We start from the raw sequence: 25,325 nt of genomic DNA on the forward strand, positions 1-25,325 counted from the left end.
GGAGGAATCCCCGCCCGCCCCTGGGCACGGCGGATCCCCTGGCGCGAACTGTGAGGTCCCGCGTCACCTCGTATGACGTCGATGTGACGGGCGCATGAAACGGTTTGCCGAACATGCGTAGGGTGCAGACAACTCAACACGAGGAGTGCGCCGGGACACCGGCGCGCAGGGAGCGGATCGACGGGCGAAGGAGGGAACCGGAGCGATGGGCGACCACAAGGAGCAGCCCCTGCGGGTGGGCGCGGCCGTGCGCCGACGGCGCCGCGCGCTGGAGCTCACGCTCGCCGTCGTGGCCGAGCGCAGCGGCCTGTCGGTCCCGTTCCTGAGCCAGGTCGAGAACGACCGGGCGCGGCCCAGCCGAAGCTCCCTGGAGAAGGTCGCCGACGCCCTGCGCACCACCGCCGTGGAGCTCCTCGCCGCCGCGGACCCGGCGTGCAGCGTGGACGTCGTCCGCGCCGACGACACCGAGCCGCTGCCCCGGCCCCGGGCTCGTTCCCTGGTGCGCGGCCACCACCAGATGCACGCCTCCGAGTTCACCGGCGACCACGACGCGGGCCGTGAATTCCAGTACCGCAACGACCAGTTGATGTACGTCGCCGACGGCGCGGTGGAGATCGAGGCGGAGGGCCGCGCCTACCGCCTCGGCCGCGGTGACACGCTGTACCTCACCGGCGGTGTGCGGCACCGCTGGCGGGCGGCGGAGTCGGACACCCGGGTGATCGTCGTCGCCGTCGCGGAGCACATCGAGGCGGTCCGGGACCGGCCACGCCGGTGAGGGTGGTCTCCCTCGTCCCCTCGTTGACGGAGGCCGTGGCCCGCTCGGCGCCCGGCACGCTCGTCGGCGTCACCGACTGGTGCACCCACCCGCCCGGCCTGGACGCCGTACGCGTCGGCGGGACGAAGAACCCGCGGACCGACCGGATCCTCTCCCTCGCCCCCGACCTGGTCATCGCGAACGAGGAGGAGAACCGCGCCCCCGACCTGGCGGCCCTGCGCGCGGCGGGCGTGGAGGTCCTGGTGACGGAGGTCCGCGACGTGCCGCAGGCCTTCCGGGAACTGGCCCGGGTCCTGGACGCCTGCGGGGTGACGGCCCGGCCGCGCTGGCTGGACGAGGCCGAGGACACCTGGTCGTCCCTGCCCCGGCCGGCCGTACGCCTGACGGCGGTCGTGCCGATCTGGCGGCGCCCGTGGATGGTCCTGGGCCGTGACACCTTCGCCGGCGACGTCCTGGCCCGCCTCGGTGTCGACCACGTGCACGCGGAGCACTCCGACCGCTACCCCCGCGTTCCGCTGGACGAACTCCGCGCCTGCGCACCCGATGTGGTGGTCCTCCCCGACGAGCCGTACCGCTTCACCGCCGACGACGGACCGGAGGCGTTCCCGGGCCTGCCCTGCGCGCTCGTCAGCGGACGGCACCTGACGTGGTACGGGCCGTCGCTGGCCGAGGCGCCACGGGTACTGGGCCGGGCCCTGCGAGCAGCTCGCCCCTGACCAGCCCGCGCAGGGTGCCGCCGACGGCGACGCCCCACGCCAGGACGAGCACGACGTACAGGACCGCCGCGGGCCCGGTGTAGGCCACCAGCCCGGTGTGCCGGCCCAGCGCCGCGGCGCCCGTGACGCAGGTGCCGACCGGGAAGGTGAACGACCACCAGGTCATGGCGAACCGCATCCCGTGCCGCCGCGCGCGCCACACATGGGCCGTGGCCAGGCAGAACCACAGCAGCGCGAACCCCATGACGGGCACGCCGTAGAGCACGGCGAGGGCACCGAAGCCCTGGCTGTACGGCTCCGGTACGACCCCGGGGGCGACGTCCGCGAAGGCGCCGACGGCGGTGGTGGACTGCCCGAGCGGCCCCAGCACCAGGAACAGCGTCGGGGTGAGGGCGAGGGGCAGCGGCCCGCCGGTGAGCAGCCGGGCGAAGACCAGCGGCAGCATGAGCAGGGTCGCGAGCAGGCTCAGCCCGAACAGCGCGAAGCAGACGAGGAGCAGCGTCTCGCGGGGCCGGCCGGGAGGCAGCTGCGGCACCAGCGGCGGCCCGACGGCGGCCGACACCATGGGCGCGACCAGCGGCAGCAGCCACACGGGTGTCGCCTGCCCCGGCTCGACCCGGTGGCGTACGGCCATCAGATACGGAACGGCGACGGCGGCGGCCAGCCCCAGAGCCGTACCGGCGGTGAACAGCACGGTGTCCAGCGCCACCGCGGCCCGCAGGCCGATCACGTCCCGGCCGACGGTGAGGGCGCCGCCGCCCACGGCGAGCAGGGCCATGGCGAGACAGCCGTAGAAGGGTGCCGTCGCCGGGTCGAGGAGGTGGGCACGGGCCTGGTCGCGGTGGCGGGCCCAGTGCGCGCAGCGGGCGCCGAGCAGGGTCAGGAGCAGGGCGAGGGAGAGGACCCAGACGGCGGCGAGTGCTCCGCGCAGCCCGGGGAGGTGCTGGGGGAGGGCGGTTCCGGCGGTGGCGACGACGGCGGTGCCCATGACGGTGGCGTACCAGTTGGGTCCGAGGTGGCGGACGGAGAGGGGGTACGCGAGGGGCCGGGCTGCGGTGACCATGACTCATACGGTGGAGCCGGGGGAGGGGCACCACCAGGGAGTTTGCCTCTATGGCGACATAAGCTGGGTTTATGAGCAACACGGATGAGCAGGGCGGCGGCCCGGCGGTCGCCGGGTCCCTGGCGCACCGGGTCCCGGACCTCGGAGCCCTGGAGTTGCTGCTGGCGGTGGCGCGGCTCGGCAGCCTCGGCGGGGCGGCGCGGGAACTGGGCATCACCCAGCCCGCGGCCAGCAGCCGGATCCGGTCGATGGAGCGTCAGCTCGGCGTGGCGCTGGTCGACCGTTCGCCCCGGGGGTCCCGGCTCACGGACGCCGGTGCGCTGGTGACGGACTGGGCGCGGCGGATCGTCGAGGCGGCGGAGGCGTTCGACGTGGGGGCGCAGGCGCTGCGCGACCGGCGGGACTCCCGGCTGCGGGTCGCGGCGAGCATGACGATCGCGGAGTACCTGCTGCCGGGCTGGCTGCTCGCGCTGCGGGCGCAGCGGCCCGACACGGCGGTCTCCCTGCACGCGGGCAACTCCACGGTGGTGGCGGAACGGCTGCTGTCGGACGAGGCCGATCTGGGCTTCGTGGAGGGGCTGACGGTGCCGACCGGGCTGGACTCCGTGGTCATCGCCCATGACCGGCTGATAGTGGTGACGGCGCCGGGGCACGCGTGGGGGCGCCGTCGGCGGCCGGTGGCGGCGGACGAGCTGGCCTCGACACCGCTGATCCTGCGGGAGAAGGGGTCCGGCACCCGTCAGGTGCTCGACGCGGCGCTCGGGGGTCTGGCCCGGCCGCTCATCGAGCTGTCCTCGACGACGGCGGTGAAGGCGGCGGCGGTGAGCGGTGCGGGGCCGGCGGTACTGAGCGAACTGGCGGTGGGGGAGGAGCTGGCGATGCGGCGGTTGGTGCGGGTGCCGGTGGACGGGGTGGCCCTGGCGCGTGATCTGAGGGCGGTGTGGCCGACGGGGCATCGGCCCACGGGTCCGGCGCGGGACCTGCTGTCGCTGACGCGGGGGTGAGCTTCTCGCCGTGTCCGAGGTGAAGCCCGTCGGAGTTCAGCGCGCTGCCGCCGCCTCCACCAGTGCCCGCATCACCCGCTCGTCCTCGCCCATCTCCGGATGCCACTGCACGCCCAGCACCCAGCCCTCACCGGACGGCAGTTCCACGGCCTCCACCGTGCCGTCCGCGGCGTACGCCGACGGGACCAGGCCCGTGCCGAGACGGTCCACGGCCTGGTGGTGGTACGTCGGCACCGACGTCTCCTCCGGCACGATCCCCGCGTACCGCGTGCCCGGCACCGGCTTGACGGGGTGCCCGCCGAAGACGCCCACGACCTCCGCGTGCCCGTCGACGTGCTGCACGAGCGTGCCGCCCAGCGCCACGTTCAGCAGCTGCATGCCTCGGCAGATGCCGAGCAGCGGGATACGCGAGGCGAGGGCCGCCTCGATCAGGGCCAGCTCCCACGCGTCCCGCTCCGGCGCCGGCGGCCCCGTCCGCGGCTCGCGCTCCGCCCCGTACCGGACCGGCTCCACGTCCGGCCCGCCCGAGATGACCAGCCCGTCCAGCCGGGCCACGGCCTCGACGGCCCGCTCCGGGTCGTCCGGCGGCAGCATCGCGGCCAGACCGCCCGCCCGCTGCACCAGCCGGGGATAGCCGACCGGCAGCAGGGCCGCCTCCAGCTCCCACACGCCCCAGCGGGCGCCGGCCTCCAGATACGTACTGACCCCGATCAACGGCCTGGCCACTGCGACTTCCTCCCGGTCGACGTTCAGTCCCGTGCCAACTCTGCCTCGGCCGCCGCCAGGGCCGCGAACTCCTCCTCCGGCGCCTTCGCCACCAGCCGCTTCCTGCTGTACAGGCCGAAGTACCCGACGGCCACCACGTACACCGCCAGCGCGATGAACGCCGCCGTCACGTCCACCAGGAACGTCGCCACCAGGGCCGCGCAGGCCAGCACCAGGGCGACCGAGGACGTCAGCACCCCGCCCGGCGTCCGGTACGGCCGCGGCAGCTCCGGCTCCCGGCGGCGCAGCACGATGTGGGACAGCGACATCAGCGCGTAGGAGATGGTCGCGCCGAAGACGGCGATGTTGAGCATGCGCGCGCCGTTGCCCGACACCGCCGCCAGCAGGAAGCCGATCGTGCCGGGCACGAGCAGGCCGAGGTACGGCGCCTTGCGGCGGCTGGTGAGGGACAGGAAGCGGGGCAGGTAGCCCGCGCGGGACAGGGCGAACAGCTGGCGCGAACCCGCGTAGATCAGGGAGAAGAAGGACGCCACCAGGCCCGCCAGGCCCGCGTAGTTCACGATCCTGCTCAGGGTCGTGGCCTCGCCGTCCGGCTGGAGCGCCTCGACCAGCGGGTTGCCCGCCTCCTGGATCGCCGCCGACCCGCGCGCCCCGGCCGCCGCGAAGAACGTGACCACCGCGAGCACCACCAGGATGCCCATCGACCAGCGGATCGCCTTCGGCAGCGTCCGGGCCGGCTCCCTGGTCTCCTCGGCGGCCAGCGGCACGCCCTCGACACCCAGGAAGAACCACATGCCGAAGGGGAACGCCGCCCAGATGCCGAGCAGGCCGAACGGCAGCCAGGAGTTCGACCCGGCGGCCGAGGAGTCGACCGGGATATCGTCCAGCGCGGCGAAGGAGAAGTCGGGCAGCGCCGCCAGTGCGAAGACGACGAGGGCGGCGACCGCGATGCCCGTGACGACGAAGCTGAAGCGCAGCGCCTCGCCCACGCCCCACAGGTGGATGCCGAGGAAGATCGCGAAGCAGACCAGGTACATCGGCCAGCCGGACTCCAGCCCGAACAGGCCCAGCGACTCGACGTAGTCGCCGATGAAGATGACGATCGCGGCGGGCGCGAGGACGTACTCGATGAGGATCGCCGTACCGGTCAGGAAGCCGCCCCAGGGGCCCAGCGCCCGCCGGGCGAAGCCGTAGCCGCCGCCCGCCGTCGGCAGGATCGAGGACAGCTCGGCGAGCGCGAAGACCATGCACGCGTACATCGCGCCCATGAGGACCATGGCGATCGCCAGGCCCCCGAAGCCGCCCTCGGCCAGGCCGAAGTTCCAGCCCGAGTAGTCACCGGAGACGACGTAGGCGACGCCGAGACCGGTGAGCAGCACCCAGCCGGCGCTGCCGCGGCGGAGCGCTCTGCGCTCCAGATAGTCGTCGCCCTCCGGGGCGACGGGGGTGATGGTGGGTTCCTCGGACATGGGCAGACTCCCGACGGGGCGGCGGTCACGGGGTCGAGCGCGCTACGACTCAATGGAATGAGGCCATACCTTTGCGGTGCCGGACGGGGGAAGGCAAGACCCGTGCGTTAATCGCCCGTAAATCCTCACCGAGCCCGGCCACCGGGAACCCTCACCAAGCCCGGCCACCGGCCGGCTCAGCCCAGGAATCCGCGCAGCAGCGCCGCCGTGCCCCCGCAGTGCTCGCGCATGATCTCCCGCGCCTGGTCGGCGTCGCCCTCGATCACGGCCTCCACCAGGGCGGTGTGCTGCTGCTGGGAGTGCTCCAGGTTGCGCACGAGGAGCGGAATGCAGTCGAGCAGGTCGTTGACGGTCGCGCGGACGGCCGCGTACTGGGCCGTGAGGGTGGGGGAGCCGGACAGCTCGGCCAGCGTCAGGTGCAGCAGCGTGTCCAGGCGGCGGTACTCGGCGAGCGGCGCGTCGTGCGTGCGCGCCAGGGCCTCGCGGAGCCTGTCCGCCCGCTCCTCGTCCAGCCCGTGCGCCGCGCACAGCCCGGCCGCGCCCACCTCCAGCACCTCCCGGAAGCGCAGCACGTCCTCTATGTCGACCTCGGCGACCCGCCGCCGCAGCTCGTCCTCGCCGCCGGCGTCCGTGCGCGGCAGCACGAACGTCCCGCCGTAGCGGCCGCGCCGCGACTCGACCAGACCCTGGTCCTGGAGCACCTTCAGCACCTCGCGCAGCGTCACCCGGCTGATCCCCAGGCGCTCCGCCAGCTCCCGCTCGGCCGGCAGCCGCTCACCCCCCGCCACCAGGCCCAGCCGTACGACCTGGAGGATCTGCTCCAGGGCCTCCTCGAAGCCGTTGCCCGCGCGCACCGGCCGCAGCACCGGCGTCAGCCGGTCCCGCACTCCGCCGACCGCTTCCTCCGGCATGTGGCCGTACCCCCTTCCCAAGCAATGGTTCTCCGCAATACCTTATGGCTCCCGGCTCGCCGAAAGAAGCCGAAGGAGGCTCTCCCGTGGCAGACCGCACACCCCCGCTGAGCGTCGAGGAACTGCACGCCCTCGTCGCCGGCGGTGAGATCGACACTGTCGTCCTGGCCTTCCCCGACATGCAAGGGCGGCTCCAGGGCAAGCGGTTCGCCGCACGCTTCTTCCTCGACGAAGTGCTCCGGCACGGCACCGAGGGCTGCAACTACCTGCTCGCCGTCGACACCGAGATGAACACCGTCGACGGCTACGCCATGTCCTCCTGGGACCGCGGCTACGGCGACTTCGCCATGCACCCGGACCTGAGCACCCTGCGCCGCGTCCCCTGGAACGAGGGCACGGCCATGGTCCACGCCGACCTCGCCTGGAGCGACGGCTCACCGGTCGTCGCCGCCCCCCGCCAGATCCTGCGCCGCCAGCTGGAGCGCCTGGCCGAACTCGGCTACACCGCCCAGGTCGGCACGGAACTGGAGTTCATCGTCTTCAAGGACACCTACGAACAGGCCTGGGACGCGGGGTACAGCGGGCTCACCCCGGCCAACCAGTACAACATCGACTACTCGGTCCTCGGCACCGGCCGCATCGAGCCCCTGCTGCGCCGCATCCGCAACGAGATGGCGGGCGCCGGCCTCACCGTCGAGTCCGCCAAGGGCGAGTGCAACCCCGGCCAGCACGAGATCGCCTTCCGCTACGACGAGGCCCTGGTCACCTGCGACCAGCACGCCGTCTACAAGACCGGCGCCAAGGAGATCGCCGCCCAGGAGGGCATGTCGATCACGTTCATGGCCAAGTACAACGAGCGCGAGGGCAACTCCTGCCACATCCACCTCTCGCTGGCGGACGCCGACGGCAACAACGCCATGGCCGGAGACCTGGAAGGCGGCATGTCCGAGGTCATGCGCCACTTCCTCGCCGGCCAGCTCGCCGCCCTGCGCGACTTCTCCCTCCTCTACGCCCCCAACATCAACTCCTACAAACGCTTCCAGCCCGGCTCCTTCGCCCCCACCGCCGTCGCCTGGGGCCAGGACAACCGCACCTGCGCCCTGCGCGTGGTCGGCCACGGCCGCTCGATGCGCTTCGAGAACCGGCTGCCCGGCGGCGACGTCAACCCCTACCTCGCCGTGGCCGGACTGGTCGCGGCCGGGCTGCACGGCATCGAGCAGAAGCTGGAACTGCCCGAACCCTGCCCCGGCAACGCCTACACCGCCGACTTCGCCCACGTCCCCACCACCCTGCGCGAGGCCGCCGAGCTCTGGGAGCACAGCACCATCGCCAGGGCGGCCTTCGGGGACGAGGTCGTCGCGCACTACCGCAACATGGCGCGCGTCGAGCTGGACGCCTTCGACGCCGCGGTGACCGACTGGGAGCTGCGCCGCTCCTTCGAACGCATGTGAGGCCCTTGTTGTCTTCCGAGCACCTTCTGGAAGTACTGAACCCCGCGACCGAGGAGGTCGTCGCCGCCGTCGCCGGAGCGAGTCCGGCCGACGTCGACACGGCCGTCACCCACGCCGCCAGGGCACAGCGGATCTGGGCCGCCCTCGCGCCCGGGGACCGTGCCCGGCTGCTGCGCCGCTTCGCGGCCACCGTCGACGAGCACCTGGAGGAACTGGCCCGCCTGGAGGTCCGCGAGGCCGGCCATCTGATCGGCAACGCCCGCTGGGAGGCCGGCAACGTCCGTGACCTGCTGGACTACGCGGCCGGGGGAGTGGAACGGCTCACCGGCCGGCAGATCCCCGTGCCCGGCGGCCTGGACGTCACGATCCTCGAACCGCTCGGCGTCGTCGGTGTGATCGCCCCCTGGAACTTCCCCATGCCGATCGCGGCCTGGGGCACCGCCCCCGCCCTCGCGGCCGGCAACGCGGTCCTCCTCAAGCCCGCCGAGACCACCCCGCTCACCGCCCTGCGCCTGGCCGAACTCGCCCTGGAGTCCGGTCTCCCCGAGCACCTCTTCCAGGTCCTGCCCGGACGCGGCGACATCACGGGCGACGCCCTCGTCCGACACCCCGGCGTCGCCAAGATCGTCTTCACCGGCTCCACCCGCACCGGCACGCGCGTCGCCGCGCTCGGCGCCGAGCAGGTCAAGCCGGTCACCCTCGAACTCGGCGGCAAGAGCCCCAACATCGTCTTCGCCGACGCCGACCTCAAGACCGCTGTCGACCCCTTCTCCTTCCTCGACAACTCCGGCCAGGACTGCTGCGCCCGCACCCGCGTCCTGGTCCACGAGTCCGTCCACGACGAGGTCCGCGAGCTGCTCGCCGACGCCCTGTCCGCCGTGGTGGTGGGCGACCCGGCCGACGAGAAGACCCAGATGGGCCCGCTGATCTCCCGGCAGCAGCTCGACCGCGTCCGGAGCTTCGTGCCCGACGACGCCCCGGCCCTGCGCGGCAGCGCGCCCGACGGGCCCGGCTTCTGGTTCCCGCCGACCGTCCTCACCGACGAGCGGCCGGACTCGCCCGCGGCCTGCGAGGAGATCTTCGGCCCCGTGGCCGTCCTGCTCCCCTTCACCGACGAGGAGGACGCGATCCGCCTCGCCAACGACACCCCCTACGGCCTCTCCGGCTCCATCTGGACCCGCGACGTCGGCCGCGCCCTGCGCGTCTCCCGGGCCGTCCGCGCCGGCAACCTGTCCGTCAACTCCCACGCCAGCGTCCGCTACTGGACCCCGTTCGGCGGTTACAAGCAGTCCGGCGTGGGCCGCGAGCTCGGTCCCGACGCCCTGGCCGCCTTCACCGAAACCAAGAACGTCTTCATCAGCACGGAGGGACCCGCACAGTGACTGCCCAGGAAAGCATCTGCCGCCGCCTGGTCGGCCGTACCGCCGTCGTCACCGGAGCCGGCAGCGGCATCGGACTCGCCGCCGCCCGCCGCCTCGCCTCCGAGGGCGCGCACGTCGTCTGCGGCGACGTCGACGAGACCCGGGGCAAGGCCGCCGCCGAGGAGACCGGCGGCACCTTCGTGAAGGTGGACGTGACCGACCCCGAGGAGGTCGAGGCCCTCTTCCGCACCGCCTTCGACACCTACGGCAGCGTCGACATCGCCTTCAACAACGCCGGCATCTCCCCGCCCGACGACGACTCCATCCTGGAGACCGGACTGGAGGCCTGGAAGCGCGTCCAGGAGGTCAACCTCACCTCCGTCTACCTGTGCTGCAAGGCCGCCATCCCCTACATGCGGCGCCAGGGCAAGGGATCGATCATCAACACGGCCTCCTTCGTGGCCAGGATGGGCGCGGCCACCTCGCAGATCTCCTACACCGCCTCCAAGGGCGGCGTCCTCGCCATGTCCCGGGAACTGGGCGTGCAGTTCGCCCGCGAGGGCATCCGCGTCAACGCCCTCTGCCCGGGCCCGGTCAACACCCCGCTCCTCCAGGAGCTGTTCGCCAAGGACCCGGAGCGGGCCGCGCGCCGCCTGGTGCACATCCCGCTGGGCCGGTTCGCCGAGGCCGAGGAGATCGCCGCCGCCGTGGCCTTCCTCGCCAGCGACGACTCCTCCTTCGTGAACGCCACCGACTTCCTCGTCGACGGCGGTATCGCGGGGGCGTACGTCACACCCCTGTAAGCCGCGTCCGTGCGGCCGGTCACTCGCCCTACAGTGCCGGGATGAGCATGTCGCCTCCGCCCGGCTGGTACCCCGACCCGCACGCCCCGCACCTGGAGCGCTGGTGGGACGGCACGGCGTGGACCGAACACCGCCGCGCGCCCGAGGCCCCGGCCGGCCCGGTGCCCCCGTCCCCGGGCGGCGGCGCCGGGCGGGCGAAGGCCGTCGCGGTCACCGCCGCGGGAGCCGTCCTCGTCGCGGCGATCGTCACCGCGGCCGTCGCCTTCGACGGCGACACGGACACCAGGTCGGCCCCGACGGCGCCCGCCCCCACGTCCCCGGCCGGCCCGCCCGAGCCGACCCCCGAGGCGTCGGCCTCCGAGACGTCCGTCGGCGACCCGGCCGTCGTCGAGGACCAGCTCAACGGCGTCACCTTCCCCCTGCTCGACGGCTGGGTCCGCCCGCAGCACGTCGCCCAGGACGACGTCGTGATGACGACGGCCGGCACCTACGACTGCCCCGGCGGAGTCGGCCTCTGCCGCCACGGCCTCGTCTTCTCCCGCACGGTGACCGAGAGCGACGAGAAGTCCCCCGAGGCCCTCGCCAAGGCGGACATCAAGGACGCGGCCGACGAGGCCTACGACCGCGACGAGCTCGGCCGCGAACTCCACGGGGGCATCGAGTCCCACCGGGTCGTCAGGTCCGGGCCGGTCGCGGTGGCCGGCCGCGCCGGGTACCTCGTGCGCTGGCGCGTGCACACCGGCAAGGGGCCGGGCGGCTACGTCCAGTCGCTCGTCTTCCCCTCCAGCGTCGGCACCGAGTCACCGGTCCTCGTCCGGTACGTCTTCGACGCGGGCGGGGACGGGCCGCCGCTCGCCGACATGGACCGCATCACCAAGGGCATCCGGCCGTTCGGCGACGCGGACACGGGCGGCGGCGTGGGCAGCAGCATCGGCCCGCCGGACTGAGCCGCCGGTCCGCTACAGGAACGTGTGGCCCTCGCCCCGGTACGTCGGCACGGTCGCCGTCACCACGTCCCCCTCGACCAGGTGCAGCGCGTCGAACCGCTCGCACAGCTCACCGGCCTTGGCGTGCCGGAACCACACCTTGTCGCCGATCAGCAGGTCGTCGGCGGGCGAGCCGAGCAGCGGCGTCTGCACCTCACCGGCCCCCTCCTGCGGGTCGTAGCGCAGCCCCTCGGGCAGATACGGCACGGGCGACCGGTCCGGCCCGGCCGCGCCCGAGGCGGGATAACCGCCGCCGAGCACGGTCACCACCCCGACCCCCGGCCGCCGCACGACGGGCTGCGCGAAGAGCGCGGCCGGCCTGCCACGGAACGACGTGTAGTTGTCGAACAGCCGCGGCACGTACAGCCCCGACCCGGCGGCGATCTCGGTCACCGCGTCCTCGGCCGCGGTGTGCTGCACCGAGCCGGTGCCGCCGCCGTTGACGAACTCCAGCCCCGACACGACGGCCCGCACCGCGCGCACCACCTCGGCGCGCCGCTCGGCGAGTTCGCGCTTGGCGGCCGCCTGCATCAGCCGTACGGCGCGGGACCGCAGCGGCCGCCCGGCCACGGCGTCCCCGACCCCCGCGATGTGCCCCTCGTAGGCCATGATCCCCACGACCTCGAAGCCCGGCCGCCGGGCCACCGCCCGGGCCACGTCGGCGACTTCGGCGGGGGAGTGCAGCGGCGAGCGCCGGGCCCCGACCCGCACTCGTCCGCCGAGCAGCTTCAGGGAGGTGTCCAACTCCAGGCACACCCGCACGACTTCACGCCCGCCGCCCCGGGAGGCGTCGATCAGATCGAGCTGCGCGACGTCGTCGACCATGACCGTGACGGCGGCGGCGAGCTTGGGATCACCGGCGAGTTCCGCGTACCCGGCACGGTCGGCCGACGGGTAGGCGAGCAGCACGTCCTCGAACCCGGACCGGGCCAGCCACAGCGACTCGGCGAGGGTGAACGACATGATCCCCGCGAACCCGTCCCGGGCCAGGACGCGTTCCAGCAGCGCCCGGCACCGCACGGACTTGCTGGCGACCCGGATCGGCTTGCCCCCGGCGCGGCGGACCAGGTCGGCGGCGTTGGCGTCGAAGGCGTCCAGGTCCACGATCGCGAGAGGGGCGTCGAGATGGGCGGTGGCCCGGTCGTAACGGGCCCGGTCGGCGGCGCGCGCAGTCATGAACGCAGCCTGCCAGACTGGATTACCGCAGGGTAGGGGGACGTTCCGGGCAGATGCCCCGGGCTCGTGGACTGGTTCCCGTTCGCCCGGGGACAAGCCGTAGAGTGACGCGCACGTACGGCGGAACGACGCCGGCCGGGGAGCCGTGCCGGGATGACGCTCCGTCCGTGCGGGTATGTGTGCCCGGGACGAGTCGGTGCCGGGCCTCGGGCAGGACATCACCGGCCCGCGCGAGAACGAGCGGCCCGGGTACGAGGAAACGGGGGGTGCATGAGCACGGAAGCGCGACGCGCCTCCTTCCCCCCGCGCCCCTCGACACCTCCCCGCCCTTCCACCCCGCCCCGCCCGCCCCACCCACCCGAGGACACCGCCACGGACCGGCGCACCGCCCCTGCCGACCCGGTGACGGACGAACGCGGGGATCCCACCACCGACGGCTCCGGACGGGGCACACCGCACCCGACCTCGCCGCGCGCCACGGACCAGCCTGGACGGGGTGTTGGAGCGAGTACGGATGGCGGGGCGAGCACGGGTACCGTTTCGGGCGCTGGTGAGAGGTCCGGAGCGGGGTCCGGCTCAGGCGCCGGTGGCCGTGCGGGCTTCGATGCGGAGGCCGGGGCCGGTTCGGGCGCGGGTGCTCGTGCGGGGTTCGGTTCGGGTATGGGTGCTCGTGCGGGGGCTGGTTCGGGCTCGGGTGGCCGCACGGGGTTCGATGCGGTCGCCGGGGCCGGTTCGGGCGTCGGTTCTCGTGCTGGGTTCGGTTCGGGTGCGGGTGGCCGCGCGGGGGCCGGTGCGGACGCCGGGTCCGGTGCCGGTTCCGGCTCGGGCGCGAGTGCCCGTGCGGGTTCGGCGGCCCGTGCGCCGCAGCCGTCCTCGGACAGTGACGCGGCCTCGACCGGTTCCACGGCCGAGGGCCAGGAATCGTCCGGTTCCGCGGCCGACGGCCGCGACTCGTCCGGCGGGCGCTTCGGCCTGAGTGGCGCGTCGGCCGGGGCCGGCACGGACCAGGGACATGCGACTCGGGGCGGCGCGGCGTCCTCCGGGCAGGCCGGTGGCCCTGCCGGCCGCCCCCGCTTCCCGAGCTTCGGCACCACCGACCCGCACCGCCGCGACTCCACGACCCTGCCCCCGCCCCCCGCCTCCGCCCGTTTCCCGGACACGCCGCCCAGCGTCACCCGCGGCCGCTCGGACTCCCACCCGGCGACGCCGACGGGCCGCGTGGGCGGTCCCGGCGCTTCGGCCGGGGACTCGGCGGAGACGGCTGATAGGCCGTACCGCCTCTCGCCCAGCGGCCGTTCGGACTCGCGGGCCGGGGGGACGTCGTCGGGTTCGTCCGAGACCACCGCGCGGCCCTTCCGCCTCCCCACGCCACGCCGTACCGGCGCCCCGGACGAGCACTCCGCCGAGACGACCGCACGCCTGCGTCCGGTCCCCGCGGAACCGTCACCCGCCGAGACCGCCGAAACCTTCGGCCGCCCCGGCGCGTCGGGGACGTCCGCCGTGCCGTCGGCAGGCCGTCCCGGTGCCGCACGGCCAGGCACGCCGCCGCGCCCCACGCGCGACCCCCGGACCGATGCGGCCGCAGGGACCGGTGCCGATGCCGCCTCGACCGCCGGGCGCGGGATACGCCCGCCGTCGACGCCCGACCGGCAGCCACACACCGCACCCCCGGCCCCGCTAGCCCCACCTGCTCCGGCGGCCCCGCCAGCCCCGGCAACTCCGCCGATGCCGTCGGCCCGCCCCACCTCGGAAACCACGCACGTCTCACCCGATCCCGCACTCTCCTGGAGCGCCCCCCTGGCCCCCGGCGGTACGCCCGGCGCCACGCGGCCCATCGTGTCCTTCGGGGAGCCCGAGGGGTACGACGGCGCCGCCCGGCCCCGTCCGCTCGGGCGGCGCGGCAGGTCGCAGGCCGCCGCGGCCGCCGTCTGCCTCGTGCTCGGGCTGGGGCTCATCTCCGGCGCGGTCACCGGCAGCTGGCTGGTCGGGGACTCCGGCGACGAGGGCTCGCGCAGCACCTTCACCGCCGCCGGCGGCCTCTGGCACAGCGTCCCGGTCGACCAGCTGTTCCCGCCCACCGTGCAGGGCCAGGGCGCCGGCCCCGGCGGAGCCGACCGCACCTGGACCCGGATCGCCGTCGCCCCGGACAGCGGCTGCAAGGACGCCTTCGACCCCCTGCTCCGCAAGGCCCTCGCCCCCGTCGGCTGCGAACGCCTCCTGCGCGCCACGTACACCGACGCCACCGAGAGCTACGTGACCACCGTCGGCCTGCTCTTCACCACGGCCGACGCCCCCGGCATGGCCTCCCTCGCGAACCGTTTCCGCAAGGAGCGCCTGGACCGCCGCAGCGACCTCATGCCCCTGCCCTACGCCGCGAAGGGCACGGCCGCCGCGGAGTTCGGAGCCCGGCAGCGCGCCGCCTGGACGGTCTCCGTGCTCACCGAGGCCCCGGTCGTCGTCTACGCCGTCTCCGGCTGGGCCGACGGCCGCACCGTCGACGACCCGCAGCCCGCCGAGGACGCCACGGAGTCCGGCGCCACCACCGCCCCGGCCCAGGCCGGCCTCGGCCACGAGGCGAAGGGCCTCGCCGACCGCGTCGAACGCGGCCTCCGCAAGAACGTCCGCTCGGCCACGGAGCAGCCGTCGTGAAAGCCGTCACGTCCCGCGCGGGCGGGTTCCTGAGTGTCCTCCTCGCCGCCGGCCTCGTCCTGGTCCCCTCCACCACCGCCCATGCCGACGGCATCCGCGCGCAGCAGTGGGCCCTGGAGGCCATGCACACGCAGGAGGCCTGGCGGACCACGAAGGGCGCGGGCGTCACCGTCGCCGTCCTGGACACCGGCGTCGAGGCCGACCACCCCGACCTGGTCGGCAACGTCCTCCCCGGCAAGGACCTGGTCCGCTTCGGCGCCGAGCCCGGTGACCGCGCCTGGGCCCGCCACGGCACCGCCATGGCCGGGATCATCGCCGGCCACGGACACGGCCCCGGCAACGCCGACGGCGTCCTGGGCATCGCCCCCGAGGCGAAGATCCTCCCCGTCCGCGTGATCCTGGAGGACGGCGACCCCTCCCGCGCCAAGGCCCGCAGCACCCGCGGCAACGCCCTCGCCGAGGGCATCCGCTGGGCAGCCGACCACGGCGCCGACGTCATCAACCTCTCCCTCGGCGACGACTCCGCCTCCGCCCACCCCGAACCCACCGAGGACCAGGCCATCCAGTACGCCCTGAAGAAGGGCGTGGTCGTCGTCGCCTCCGCCGGGAACGGCGGCGAGAAGGGCGACCGCATCTCCTACCCGGCCGCCTACCCGGGCGTCATCGCCGCCACCGCCGTCGACCGCGCCGGGACCCGCGCCCCCTTCTCCACCCGCCGCTGGTACGCCACCGTCAGCGCCCCCGGCGTCGACGTCGTCATCGCCGACCCCGACCACAAGTACTACGAGGGCTGGGGCACCAGCGCCGCCGCCGCCTTCGTCTCCGGCGCCGCCGCCCTGGTCAAGGCGGCCCACCCCCGCCTGACCCCGGCCCAGATCAAGACACTCCTGGAGGACACCGCCCGCGACGCCCCCGTCGACGGCCGCGACGACTCCCGCGGCTACGGCTTCATCGACCCGGCGGCCGCCATCGAGGCCGCCGACCGGATCGAGCCGAAGGACCTCCAGTCGGCGGCGTACGGCGCGAAGTACTTCGGCAGCGGCCCGGACACCGCCTCCTCCGGTGACGGCACCGCCGACTGGGCCGCCCCCCTCGCGGGCGGAGCCGGCGGGGTCCTGCTCGTCGCGGCCGTCGTCCTGTGGCGCGGTCGCCGCACGAGCCACCAGGAGTTCTGAGCCGCCGCCCGGGGCATGCCACCCGGCCGATAGGGTCGGTGACCGTGGCGAACAAGAACATCCCCGACCCCGGCTTCTCCGACGACGACGGCTCCGCCGACCCCCGGCTGAGCGCGGCCCTCGCCGCCTGGGCCGAGGACCGCACCGCCGTGGGACCCGTCCTGGAGGCGCTCAAGGGCGCCCGGCTGCTGGTCCCCGTCGTCGCCGTGCTCGGCGAGGTCGAGGAGGACGAGCGGGGACTGCGCCGCGAGAAGACCAGCGACATGGCCGTACCGACCCTGAAGGCCGGGAACCGCACCGCCCTCCCCGCCTTCACCTCCACCGACTCCCTCGCCCGCTGGGACCCGGCCGCCCGACCCGTCGCCGTACCCCTGCACCAGGCCCTGCAGGCCGCCGCGCACGAGAAGGCGGACACCGTCGTGCTGGACCTGGCCGGACCGGTGGCGTTCGAGCTGACCGGCCCCGCGCTGCTCGCCCTCGCCGAGGGCCGCGCCACCACCGACCCGCTCGCCGACCCGGCCGTCGTCGACGCCGTGCGCGAGGCCGTGGCCGCCGAGCCCGCCGTGCTGCGCGCCCACCTCGGCCCCGGGCAGGCCGACGGCACCCTCGCCCTGGTTCTGGACCCGTCCGCGGCCCCCGCCGAAGCCGCCCGGTCCGTCGCCGAGCGCCTGGCCGCCGACGAAACACTGAGGGCCCGCCTGGTGCGCGGCCTCGACCTGGCACTGCTGCCGGCCGAGGCGACGCCCCCGGGCGAGCCCCTGTTCGTACGCTGAGCGGCTAGCCGTAGACCGGGCCCGTGTACTTCTCACCCGGGCCCTGACCGGGCTCGTCCGGGACGAGCGAGGCCTCGCGGAACGCCAGCTGCAGCGACTTCAGGCCGTCGCGCAGCGGCGCCGCGTGGAACGAGCTGATCTCGGTCGCGGACGCGTCCAGCAGGCCGGCCAGCGCGTGCACCAGCTTGCGGGCCTCGTCCAGGTCCTTGTGCTTCTCGCCCTCCTCGGTCAGACCGAGCTTCACGGCGGCCGCGCTCATCAGGTTGACGGCGACCGTCACGATCACCTCGACCGCCGGGACCTCGGCGATGTCGCGGGCCATGGCGTCGAAGTCGGGGGACTCAGGAGGGGTCTCACTCATGCCCCACACGATAGGCGCAGGCCGGGCGTGCGCCGCACCAGCCCCCGGGGCGCCACAATTAGCCGTTCCTGGCGGATGCTGGTAATCTCGTGTAACGACCGGTCGGACCCGTATGCCTCACAGCCCGCGAGCCCGACCCACAAGTGGAGGCTTTCGAACTCCCACCTGACCGCCCTCAGGGCGTCGGGTCACCGGTCAGACGGTCCCGTCCCAGCGGCGGCGATCCGTCCGAAAGCGCGCCCCGCGGCTCCCGCGGCGGTGCTCCGGTAGTTCGAGGAGCCCCGCCTGGGAATCGTCCGGGGCATTTTTCTTGCTTCGGCGCGGTTAGGTCTAACGAACGACAGACGTTACGCGGCCGTCCGCCAGACCGTCGCGTGGTGCTACCGAGGAGGATCCATCAGCGCCGAGCCCCGCATCAACGACCGGATTCGCGTTCCCGAGGTGCGACTTGTCGGTCCCAGTGGCGAGCAGGTGGGCATCGTCCCCCTGGCCAAGGCACTGGAGCTTGCGCAGGAGTACGACCTGGACCTGGTCGAGGTCGCGGCGAACGCCCGTCCGCCCGTGTGCAAGCTCATGGACTACGGGAAGTTCAAGTACGAGTCGGCCATGAAGGCCCGTGAGGCGCGCAAGAACCAGGCGCACACGGTCATCAAGGAGATGAAGCTCCGGCCGAAGATCGACCCGCACGACTATGACACCAAGAAGGGTCACGTCGTCCGGTTCCTCAAGCAGGGCGACAAGGTCAAGATCACGATCATGTTCCGTGGTCGCGAGCAGTCCCGGCCCGAGCTGGGCTACCGACTGCTGCAGCGTCTCGCGGAGGACGTCCAGGACCTCGGTTTCGTCGAGTCGAACCCGAAGCAGGACGGCCGGAACATGATCATGGTCCTCGGTCCGCACAAGAAGAAGACCGAGGCGATGGCCGAGGCTCGCCAGGCGCAGGAAGCCCGCAAGGCGGAAGCGAAGGCCAACCCCGGCAAGTCGCAGAACGCCGCGGACGCCGAGGCGCCGGCTGAGGAGCCCGCCGAGGCGTGACCCCCGGGACGCCAGTCCCAGGAAGCAACCGAAACAAGACGACGCTCCACCGTGCCCGGTTTCACGACCGGGCACCGGAGCGCCACCGACGAGGAGAGAACGGCGCTATGCCGAAGAACAAGTCGCACAGCGGTGCCAGCAAGCGCTTCAAGATCACCGGCTCCGGCAAGGTGCTCCGCGAGCGCGCCGGCAAGCGCCACCTGCTCGAGCACAAGTCGTCCCGTGTGACGCGTCGCCTCACCGGCAACGCCGAGATGGCCCCGGGCGACGCCGCGAAGATCAAGAAGCTTCTCGGCAAGTGACGTCCCGGCGCGTGAGCGCCGTACGTACGTCAGACCGGGACCCAATCGATTTCGGGCCGTGTGAGGACCACCACGGCCCCGCTACAAGGAGTTAAGAAGTGGCACGCGTCAAGCGGGCAGTCAACGCCCACAAGAAGCGCCGGGCGATCCTCGAGCAGGCCTCCGGCTACCGCGGTCAGCGTTCGCGCCTGTACCGCAAGGCCAAGGAGCAGGTCACCCACTCGCTGGTCTACAACTACAACGACCGCAAGAAGCGCAAGGGCGACTTCCGTCAGCTGTGGATCCAGCGCATCAACGCCGCTGCCCGCGCCAACGGCATGACCTACAACCGCTTCATCCAGGGTCTGAAGGCCGCGAACATCGAGGTCGACCGCAAGATCCTGGCCGAGCTGGCCGTCAACGACGCCGGTGCGTTCGCCGCGCTCGTCGAGGTCGCCCAGAAGGCGCTGCCGAGCGACGTCAACGCCCCCAAGGCGGCCTGACGCCGGCTTCGAGCCGATGTGACTGACAGGACCCGCAGGCCGAACGGCCTGCGGGTCCTGCTGTGCAGCTACTGAGAAAGCGAACAGGATGTCCCCTGCCACCCCCGAGCTCATCTCCCCCCGCTCCTCCCGCGTCCTGGCGGCGCGACGGCTGGCCAAGCGGAACTTCCGGGGGAAGGAGCGGCTGTTCCTCGCGGAGGGGCCGCAGGCCGTGCGGGAGGCGGCCGGGCATCGGGCCGGGGACTCGGCGACGCTCGTGGAACTGTTCGCGACGCTGGAGGCCGCCGAGCGGTACGCCGACATCGTGGGGGCGGCCCGGGACGCCGGAGCCCGGGTGCACCTCGCCTCAGAGCAGGTCATCGCCGACATCTCCACCACCGTCACCCCGCAGGGACTCGTCGGGGTCTGCCGGTTCCTGGACACGCCCTTCGAGGACGTCCTGAAGGCCCGGCCCAGGCTGGTCGCCCTCCTCGCGAACGTGCGCGACCCCGGCAACGCCGGAACCGTGCTGCGTTGCGCCGACGCCGCCGGCGCCGAGGCCGTCGTCCTCACCGACGCCTCCGTCGACGTGTACAACCCCAAGGCCGTCCGCGCCTCCGTCGGCTCCCTGTTCCACCTGCCCGTCGCCGTCGGCGTCCCCGTGGAGCACGCCGTCGAAGCACTGCGGGCCGCCGGTGTCCGCGTCCTCGCCGCCGACGGGGCCGGCGACCGCGACCTCGACGACGAGCTCGACAAGGGCACCATGGGCGGCCCCACCGCCTGGGTCTTCGGGAACGAGGCCTGGGGCCTGCCCGAGGAGACCCGCGCCCTCACCGACGCCGTCGTGCGCGTCCCGATCCACGGGAAGGCCGAGAGCCTGAACCTCGCCACCGCCGCCGCCGTATGTCTCTATGCGTCGGCGCGTGCACAGCGCGCCTCCGGAGGGTGCCGTTCCGTCACCGGGAACTAGTAGGGTGACCAGCTCAGGGACCCCTCTGCGGAGCCTTGGAGGTGGGGTACGGGGATGAGCGTCGGCACGAGCAGCGCACCGGGAGCCCAGGACGCCGGGAGCCCGCCTGCCGCGGCCCGGCCGCCCGGGGATCTCGTCGGCCTCGGCATCGACCCCGACCAGCTGCCCGACGGGCTCGTCGTCGCCGACGAGCAGGGCCGCGTCATCTGCTTCAACGCCGCCGCCGAGCGCATCACCGCCGTCCGCGCCCGCGACGCCCTCGGGCAGCCGCTGGAGAAGGCCCTTCCATTAGAGGACCTCGAAGGGCGCCGCTGGTGGCAGCTGACCGACCCCTACGGCGGTCTCGCCATCCGCGTCGGACAGCCCGAGCGCAACCTCCTCCTGCCCGGCGGCCGCGAGGTCCTGGTCTCCGCGCGCTACGTCCGCACCCGCCCCACCGGACCCGTCCACCGCCTGGTCGTCACCCTGCGCGACACCGAGGCCCGCCGCCGGACCGAGCGCAGCCATGCCGAGCTGATCGCCACCGTCGCCCACGAACTGCGCTCCCCGCTCACCTCCGTCAAGGGCTTCACCGCCACCCTGCTCGCCAAGTGGGAACGCTTCACCGACGACCAGAAGCGGCTGATGCTGGAGACCGTCGACGCCGACGCCGACCGCGTCACCCGGCTCATCGCCGAGCTGCTCGACATCTCCCGGATCGACTCCGGCCGCCTGGAGGTGCGCCGCCAGCCCGTCGACATCGGCGCCGCCGTGGGACGGCACATCCAGGCCTACGTCGCCGCCGGGCAGCCCGCCGACCGGTTCCTGCTGCGCGTCCAGCAGCCGCTGCCCGACCTGTGGGCCGACCCCGACAAGATCGACCAGGTGCTCAGCAACCTGCTGGAAAATGCCGTGCGGCACGGCGAGGGAACTGTCACGATCGACATCACGGCCACGGCATCCCCCCGCGAGGGCGAGGACACCGGCACGTCGGTCACGGTGAGCGACGAAGGGCCCGGCATCCCGGAGGAGTCCATGAACCGCGTCTTCACCCGCTTCTGGCGGGGCAGCAAGCGCGGCGGCACGGGCCTCGGGCTCTACATCGTCAAGGGCATCGTCGAGGCCCACGGCGGCACCATCACGGTCGGCCGCGCCCCCGGCGCAGGTGCCGAGTTCCGATTTACGTTGCCCGTGGCGGCCCCGGCGTATCTCGCCTGAGGACCACGGGCGCATTCGTACACCTCCACCCCGTTAGACTCGGCCCTTGGCACCTTTGTGTCCCGCAGACGGCCGTCGGAGTCGGTGACGGGGACCTTCAGCCAGCCAATCGGAAGCACGGGAAGAGATGTCGGCACCGAATAAGTCGTACGACCCGGTCGAGGTCGAGACGTTGAAACCGGAAGAGATCGAGCGCATGCGGGACGAGGCGCTCGCCGCCTTCGCCGCCGCGGATTCCCTCGACGCGCTCCACGAGGCCAAGGTCGCCCACACCGGCCCCGCCTCCCCGCTGGCCCTCGCCAACCGCGAGATCGGCGCCCTGCCCCCGCACGCCAAGGCCGAGGCCGGCAAGCGCGTCGGCCAGGCCCGCGGTGCCGTGAACAAGGGCCTCGCCGCGCGCCAGACCGAGCTGGAGGCCGAGCGGGACGCGCGGGTGCTGGTCGAGGAGGCGGTGGACGTCACGCTGCCGTACGACCGCGTCCCGGCCGGCGCCCGGCACCCCCTCACCACGATGATGGAGCGGGTCGCCGACGTCTTCGTGGCCATGGGCTACGAGGTCGCCGAGGGCCCGGAGGCCGAGGCCGAGTGGTTCAACTTCGACGCCCTGAACTTCCTGCCCGACCACCCGGCCCGGCAGATGCAGGACACCTTCTTCGTGCAGGGCCCCAAGGGCACCGAGGAGTCCGGGTCCGGCGTCGTCCTGCGCACCCACACCTCCCCGGTGCAGGCCCGCGCCCTGCTCGACCGTGAGCTGCCCGTCTACATCGTCTGCCCCGGCCGGGTGTTCCGCACCGACGAGCTGGACGCCACGCACACGCCCGTCTTCCACCAGATCGAGCTGCTCGCGGTGGACGAGGGCCTGACGATGGCCGACCTCAAGGGCACCCTCGACCACATGGTCCAGGCCCTGTTCGGCGAGGACATGAAGACCCGGCTGCGGCCGAACTACTTCCCGTTCACCGAGCCGAGCGCCGAGATGGACATGCTCTGCTACGTCTGCAAGGGCGAGTCCGTCGGCAACCCCGACCGGCCCTGCCGCACCTGCTCGTCCGAGGGCTGGATCGAGCTCGGCGGCTGCGGCATGGTCAACCCGCGGGTGCTCACGGCCTGCGGCGTCGACCCCGAGAAGTACAGCGGCTTCGCCTTCGGGTTCGGCATCGAGCGGATGCTGATGTTCCGCCACAACGTCGAGGACATGCGAGACATGGTCGAGGGTGACGTCCGGTTCACCCGGCCGTTCGGGATGGAGATCTGATGCGGGTCCCGCTTTCTTGGCTGCGGGAGTACGTCGACCTGCCGGTCACGGAGACCGGCAGGGACGTCCAGGCCAAGCTCATTTCGGCCGGTCTGGAGGTCGAGACCGTCGAGCAGCTCGGCGCCGACCTCAAGGGCCCCCTGGTCGTGGGCCGGGTGGCGACCATCGAGGAGCTGACGGAGTTCAAGAAGCCGATCCGCTTCTGCACCGTCGACGTCGGCCGGGCCAACGGCACGGGCGAGCCCCAGGAGATCGTCTGCGGCGCCCGCAACTTCGCCGTCGGCGACAAGGTCGTCGTGGCCCTGCCCGGCGCCGTCCTGCCCGGTGACTTCCAGATCGCCGAGCGCAAGACCTACGGCAAGATGTCCCGCGGCATGATCTGCTCCAGCGACGAGCTGAACATGGGCGACGACGGCACCAAGGGCATCATCGTGCTGCCCCCGGAGACCGAGGTCGGCCGGGACGCGATCGAGCTGCTGGAGCTCGTCGACGAGGTCCTCGACATCGCCGTCACGCCCGACCGCGGCTACTGCCTGTCCATCCGCGGCGTCGCCCGCGAGACCGCCATCGCCTACGGCCTGCCGCTGCGCGACCCGGCGCTGATCGACGTGCCCGGCCCGAACGCGTACGGCTACCCGGTGCGGATCTCCGACCCCACCGGCTGCGACCGCTTCACCGCCCGCACGGTGACCGGCCTGAGCGCCGAGGCCCGCTCGCCGATCTGGCTCCAGCGCCGGCTGCAGAAGGTCGGCATGCGCCCGATCTCGCTCGCCGTCGACGTCACCAACTACGTGATGATGGAGCTCGGCCAGCCGCTGCACGCCTACGACCGCGGCCTGGTCCAGGGCACCATCGGCGTGCGCCGCGCCGAGCCGGGCGAGAAGCTCACCACCCTCGACGGCGTCGAGCGCACGCTCGATGCCGAGGACCTCGTCATCACCGACGACCGCGGCCCCATCGGGCTCGCCGGCGTCATGGGCGGCGCCAACACGGAGATCGCCGACCACGACGACGTCGAGAACGCCACGGCCGACGTCGTCATCGAGGCGGCGCACTTCGACGCGCTGTCGATCGCGCGCACGGCCCGCCGCCACAAGCTGTCCTCCGAGGCGTCCCGGCGCTTCGAGCGCGGCGTCGACCCGCAGGCCACCGCGGCCGCCGCGCAGCGCACGGTGGACCTGCTGGTCCTCCTCGCGGGCGGCACCGCCGAGGCCGGCGTCACCGAGGTCCTCGCCCCGACCGCGCCGCGCACCATCACCATCCCGGCCGACCACCCGGACCAGGTGGCGGGCGTCGCCTACGGCCGCGAGACCGTCGTCCGGCGGCTCCAGGAGATCGGCTGCGACGTGTACGGGCAGGACGAGCTGATCGTCACCGTCCCGTCCTGGCGGCCGGACCTCACCGACCCGAACGACCTGGCCGAAGAGGTCATCCGCCTGGAGGGCTACGAGAACCTGCCCTCCACGCTGCCCAAGCCGCCGGCCGGCCTCGGTCTCACGGAGCGGCAGCGGCTGCACCGCCGCGTCGGCCGCGCCCTGGCCGGCGCCGGCTACGTCGAGGCGCTGAACTACCCGTTCATCGGTGAGCAGGTCTTCGACCTGCTCGGCCTGGAGAAGGACGACCCGGCCCGCCGTGTCGTGAAGCTCAGCAACCCGCTGAGCGACGAGGAGCCCGCGCTGCGCACGACGCTGCTGCCGGGCCTGCTCGCCGCGCTGCGCCGCAACGACGGCCGGGGCTCGCACGACCTCGCGCTGTTCGAGTCCGGCCTCGTCTTCCGGCCGCGCGAGGAGCAGCGGATCGCGGCCGTGCTGCCCGTCGACCGCCGCCCGACCGACGAGGAGCTCGCCGAGCTGAACGCCGCGCTGCCCGAGCAGCCGCGGCACGTCGCCGTCGTCCTCGCCGGTGCGCGCGAGCAGGCCGGCTGGTGGGGCAAGGGCCGCCCGGCCGACTGGGCCGACGCGGTCGAGGCGGCGCGGTCCGTCGCCCGCGAGGCCGGTGCCGAGCTGATCATCCGCAAGGGGCAGTACGGGCCGTGGCACCCGGGGCGGTGCGCCGAGCTGGCCGTCACCGTCGACGGCGTCGAGCAGGTCGTGGGGCACGCCGGTGAGCTGCACCCCCGCGTCGTGAAGGCGCTCGGCCTGCCCGCGCGGACCTGCGCGATGGAGCTCGACCTGGACGCGGTGGAGTCGGCGGGTGACGCCACGGTGGCGGCGCCGCGGATCTCCACGTTCCCCGTCGCCACGCAGGACGTCGCCCTGGTCGTCGACGCGGTGGTTCCGGCGGCGGAGGTCGAGGAGGCCCTGCGCGACGGGGCCGGTGAGCTGCTGGAGTCGATCCGGCTGTTCGACGTCTACGAGAACGCCGAGCAGCTGGGCGAGGGTCGCAAGTCGCTCGCCTACGCCCTGCGGTTCCGGGCGGCCGACCGGACGCTGACCGTGGACGAGGCGTCCGCGGCCCGGGACGCGGCGGTCGCTCTTGCCGGTGAGCGGGTGGGTGCCGAGTTGCGGAGTTAGCGCCGTGGGGGCTGGGCACCGTCGTCGGCCGAGGGTGCGTCGTGGCTTGTCGCCCAGTTCCCCGCGCCCCCATGGGTAGGGCTGCCTCACCCGTTTGAGTGGTAAACGCTGGTGAACCTGCCCCTTCGGGTGTCTTGTCGACAGAATCGGACCGGCCTTCTGGGCCGGTCCGATTCTGTGTGTCAGGGCCTAG

Annotated in this window: 23 protein-coding genes; 17 read left to right on the top strand and 6 right to left on the bottom strand. The window is 73.4% G+C overall.

What is annotated here, in order from left to right; all coding sequences use genetic code 11:
• Positions 1–205: 205 nt before the first annotated feature.
• Together ACSUPV_RS33005 and ACSUPV_RS33010 are read left to right on the top strand one after the other, a co-directional pair.
• Positions 206–775: a helix-turn-helix domain-containing protein gene (locus ACSUPV_RS33005; protein WP_031114654.1), complete on the top strand. Its 570-nt coding sequence runs from the start codon at positions 206–208 to the stop codon at positions 773–775.
• Positions 772–1,491 carry a helical backbone metal receptor gene (locus ACSUPV_RS33010; RefSeq protein ID WP_037760473.1) on the top strand — a complete coding sequence of 240 codons (720 nt, stop codon included), beginning with the start codon at positions 772–774 and terminating at the stop codon, positions 1,489–1,491. The genes ACSUPV_RS33005 and ACSUPV_RS33010 overlap by 4 nt, the downstream gene beginning before the upstream one ends.
• Here ACSUPV_RS33010 and ACSUPV_RS33015 read toward each other — a convergent pair.
• On the bottom strand, positions 1,403–2,554 hold the full coding sequence (locus ACSUPV_RS33015) for a TDT family transporter (protein WP_436949103.1): 1,152 nt from the start codon (positions 2,552–2,554) through the stop codon (positions 1,403–1,405). The genes ACSUPV_RS33010 and ACSUPV_RS33015 overlap by 89 nt on opposite strands.
• Positions 2,555–2,625: 71 nt before the next feature.
• Between ACSUPV_RS33015 and ACSUPV_RS33020 the strand changes: the two genes are divergently transcribed.
• Positions 2,626–3,558, top strand: coding sequence for a LysR family transcriptional regulator (locus ACSUPV_RS33020; RefSeq protein ID WP_031114659.1), 933 nt, complete (start codon positions 2,626–2,628; stop codon positions 3,556–3,558).
• A gap of 36 nt (positions 3,559–3,594) precedes the next feature.
• Here the strand turns inward: ACSUPV_RS33020 and ACSUPV_RS33025 are convergent, their stop codons facing one another.
• From ACSUPV_RS33025 to ACSUPV_RS33035, 3 genes are all read right to left on the bottom strand, one after another.
• The gene (locus ACSUPV_RS33025) at positions 3,595–4,284 is read right to left on the bottom strand and encodes a gamma-glutamyl-gamma-aminobutyrate hydrolase family protein (protein ID WP_382616823.1); all 690 of its coding nucleotides are present in this window, start codon (positions 4,282–4,284) and stop codon (positions 3,595–3,597) included.
• Between the two features lie 23 nt (positions 4,285–4,307).
• Positions 4,308–5,753 (bottom strand): ethanolamine permease, encoded by a 1,446-nt coding sequence (eat, locus tag ACSUPV_RS33030; RefSeq protein ID WP_031114662.1) that lies wholly within the window; start codon positions 5,751–5,753, stop codon positions 4,308–4,310.
• 176 nt (positions 5,754–5,929) lie between these two features.
• The gene (locus ACSUPV_RS33035) at positions 5,930–6,664 is read right to left on the bottom strand and encodes a FadR/GntR family transcriptional regulator (protein WP_382616824.1); all 735 of its coding nucleotides are present in this window, start codon (positions 6,662–6,664) and stop codon (positions 5,930–5,932) included.
• An 86-nt stretch (positions 6,665–6,750) separates the two neighbouring features.
• On the opposite strand from ACSUPV_RS33035, the gene ACSUPV_RS33040 reads away from it, so the two are divergent.
• From ACSUPV_RS33040 to ACSUPV_RS33055, 4 genes are read left to right on the top strand one after another with little or no spacing between them, the layout of a single operon-like run.
• A complete protein-coding gene (locus ACSUPV_RS33040) occupies positions 6,751–8,115 on the top strand; it encodes a glutamine synthetase family protein (RefSeq protein WP_436949104.1) in 1,365 nt (454 codons plus the stop codon).
• Between the two features lie 8 nt (positions 8,116–8,123).
• Complete coding sequence (locus tag ACSUPV_RS33045; protein WP_031114666.1) at positions 8,124–9,497, top strand: aldehyde dehydrogenase family protein; 1,374 nt, start codon at positions 8,124–8,126, stop codon at positions 9,495–9,497.
• The gene (locus tag ACSUPV_RS33050; RefSeq protein WP_031114668.1) at positions 9,494–10,279 is read left to right on the top strand and encodes a 3-oxoacyl-ACP reductase; all 786 of its coding nucleotides are present in this window, start codon (positions 9,494–9,496) and stop codon (positions 10,277–10,279) included. The genes ACSUPV_RS33045 and ACSUPV_RS33050 overlap by 4 nt, the downstream gene beginning before the upstream one ends.
• Positions 10,280–10,326: 47 nt before the next feature.
• Positions 10,327–11,226 carry a DUF2510 domain-containing protein gene (locus ACSUPV_RS33055; protein WP_436949964.1) on the top strand — a complete coding sequence of 300 codons (900 nt, stop codon included), beginning with the start codon at positions 10,327–10,329 and terminating at the stop codon, positions 11,224–11,226.
• 12 nt (positions 11,227–11,238) lie between these two features.
• Here the strand turns inward: ACSUPV_RS33055 and ACSUPV_RS33060 are convergent, their stop codons facing one another.
• On the bottom strand, positions 11,239–12,441 hold the full coding sequence (locus ACSUPV_RS33060) for an amino acid deaminase/aldolase (RefSeq protein ID WP_436949105.1): 1,203 nt from the start codon (positions 12,439–12,441) through the stop codon (positions 11,239–11,241).
• Positions 12,442–14,166: 1,725 nt separating this feature from the next.
• Here ACSUPV_RS33060 and ACSUPV_RS33065 point away from each other — a divergent pair.
• Genes ACSUPV_RS33065 through ACSUPV_RS33075 form a run of 3 tightly spaced genes read left to right on the top strand, consistent with a single transcriptional unit; the run spans position 14,167 to position 17,038 of the window.
• Positions 14,167–15,090, top strand: coding sequence for a hypothetical protein (locus ACSUPV_RS33065; protein WP_436949106.1), 924 nt, complete (start codon positions 14,167–14,169; stop codon positions 15,088–15,090).
• Positions 15,087–16,265, top strand: coding sequence for a type VII secretion-associated serine protease mycosin (gene mycP / locus ACSUPV_RS33070; protein ID WP_037760492.1), 1,179 nt, complete (start codon positions 15,087–15,089; stop codon positions 16,263–16,265). The genes ACSUPV_RS33065 and mycP overlap by 4 nt, the downstream gene beginning before the upstream one ends.
• Before the next feature lie 44 nt (positions 16,266–16,309).
• The gene (locus ACSUPV_RS33075; protein ID WP_359785710.1) at positions 16,310–17,038 is read left to right on the top strand and encodes an SseB family protein; all 729 of its coding nucleotides are present in this window, start codon (positions 16,310–16,312) and stop codon (positions 17,036–17,038) included.
• Between the two features lie 4 nt (positions 17,039–17,042).
• On the opposite strand, the gene ACSUPV_RS33080 is transcribed toward ACSUPV_RS33075, so the two are convergent.
• Complete coding sequence (locus ACSUPV_RS33080; protein WP_031114676.1) at positions 17,043–17,399, bottom strand: DUF1844 domain-containing protein; 357 nt, start codon at positions 17,397–17,399, stop codon at positions 17,043–17,045.
• Positions 17,400–17,795: 396 nt separating this feature from the next.
• Here ACSUPV_RS33080 and infC point away from each other — a divergent pair, with 396 nt between their 5' ends.
• The 7 genes from infC (at position 17,796) to pheT (ending at position 25,132) form a co-directional block, all read left to right on the top strand.
• Entirely contained in the window at positions 17,796–18,434 is a 639-nt protein-coding gene (infC, locus tag ACSUPV_RS33085) for a translation initiation factor IF-3 (protein ID WP_232840736.1), read from the top strand.
• A 107-nt stretch (positions 18,435–18,541) separates the two neighbouring features.
• Positions 18,542–18,736 (top strand): 50S ribosomal protein L35, encoded by a 195-nt coding sequence (gene rpmI, locus ACSUPV_RS33090; RefSeq protein ID WP_003977225.1) that lies wholly within the window; start codon positions 18,542–18,544, stop codon positions 18,734–18,736.
• Between the two features lie 98 nt (positions 18,737–18,834).
• The gene (gene rplT, locus ACSUPV_RS33095) at positions 18,835–19,218 is read left to right on the top strand and encodes a 50S ribosomal protein L20 (protein WP_010045263.1); all 384 of its coding nucleotides are present in this window, start codon (positions 18,835–18,837) and stop codon (positions 19,216–19,218) included.
• 88 nt (positions 19,219–19,306) lie between these two features.
• Complete coding sequence (locus ACSUPV_RS33100) at positions 19,307–20,167, top strand: TrmH family RNA methyltransferase (RefSeq protein WP_037760500.1); 861 nt, start codon at positions 19,307–19,309, stop codon at positions 20,165–20,167.
• Positions 20,168–20,221: 54 nt separating this feature from the next.
• The gene (locus tag ACSUPV_RS33105; RefSeq protein ID WP_037760502.1) at positions 20,222–21,364 is read left to right on the top strand and encodes a sensor histidine kinase; all 1,143 of its coding nucleotides are present in this window, start codon (positions 20,222–20,224) and stop codon (positions 21,362–21,364) included.
• Between the two features lie 127 nt (positions 21,365–21,491).
• Entirely contained in the window at positions 21,492–22,619 is a 1,128-nt protein-coding gene (gene pheS / locus ACSUPV_RS33110) for a phenylalanine--tRNA ligase subunit alpha (RefSeq protein ID WP_031114681.1), read from the top strand.
• Positions 22,619–25,132 (top strand): phenylalanine--tRNA ligase subunit beta, encoded by a 2,514-nt coding sequence (pheT, locus tag ACSUPV_RS33115; RefSeq protein ID WP_436949107.1) that lies wholly within the window; start codon positions 22,619–22,621, stop codon positions 25,130–25,132. Before pheS ends, pheT begins: the two co-directional genes overlap by 1 nt.
• Positions 25,133–25,325: the final 193 nt, after the last annotated feature.

The sequence above is a fragment of the Streptomyces sp. SudanB52_2052 genome (genome assembly GCF_964272415.1).
GTDB lineage: Bacteria > Actinomycetota > Actinomycetes > Streptomycetales > Streptomycetaceae > Streptomyces > Streptomyces olindensis.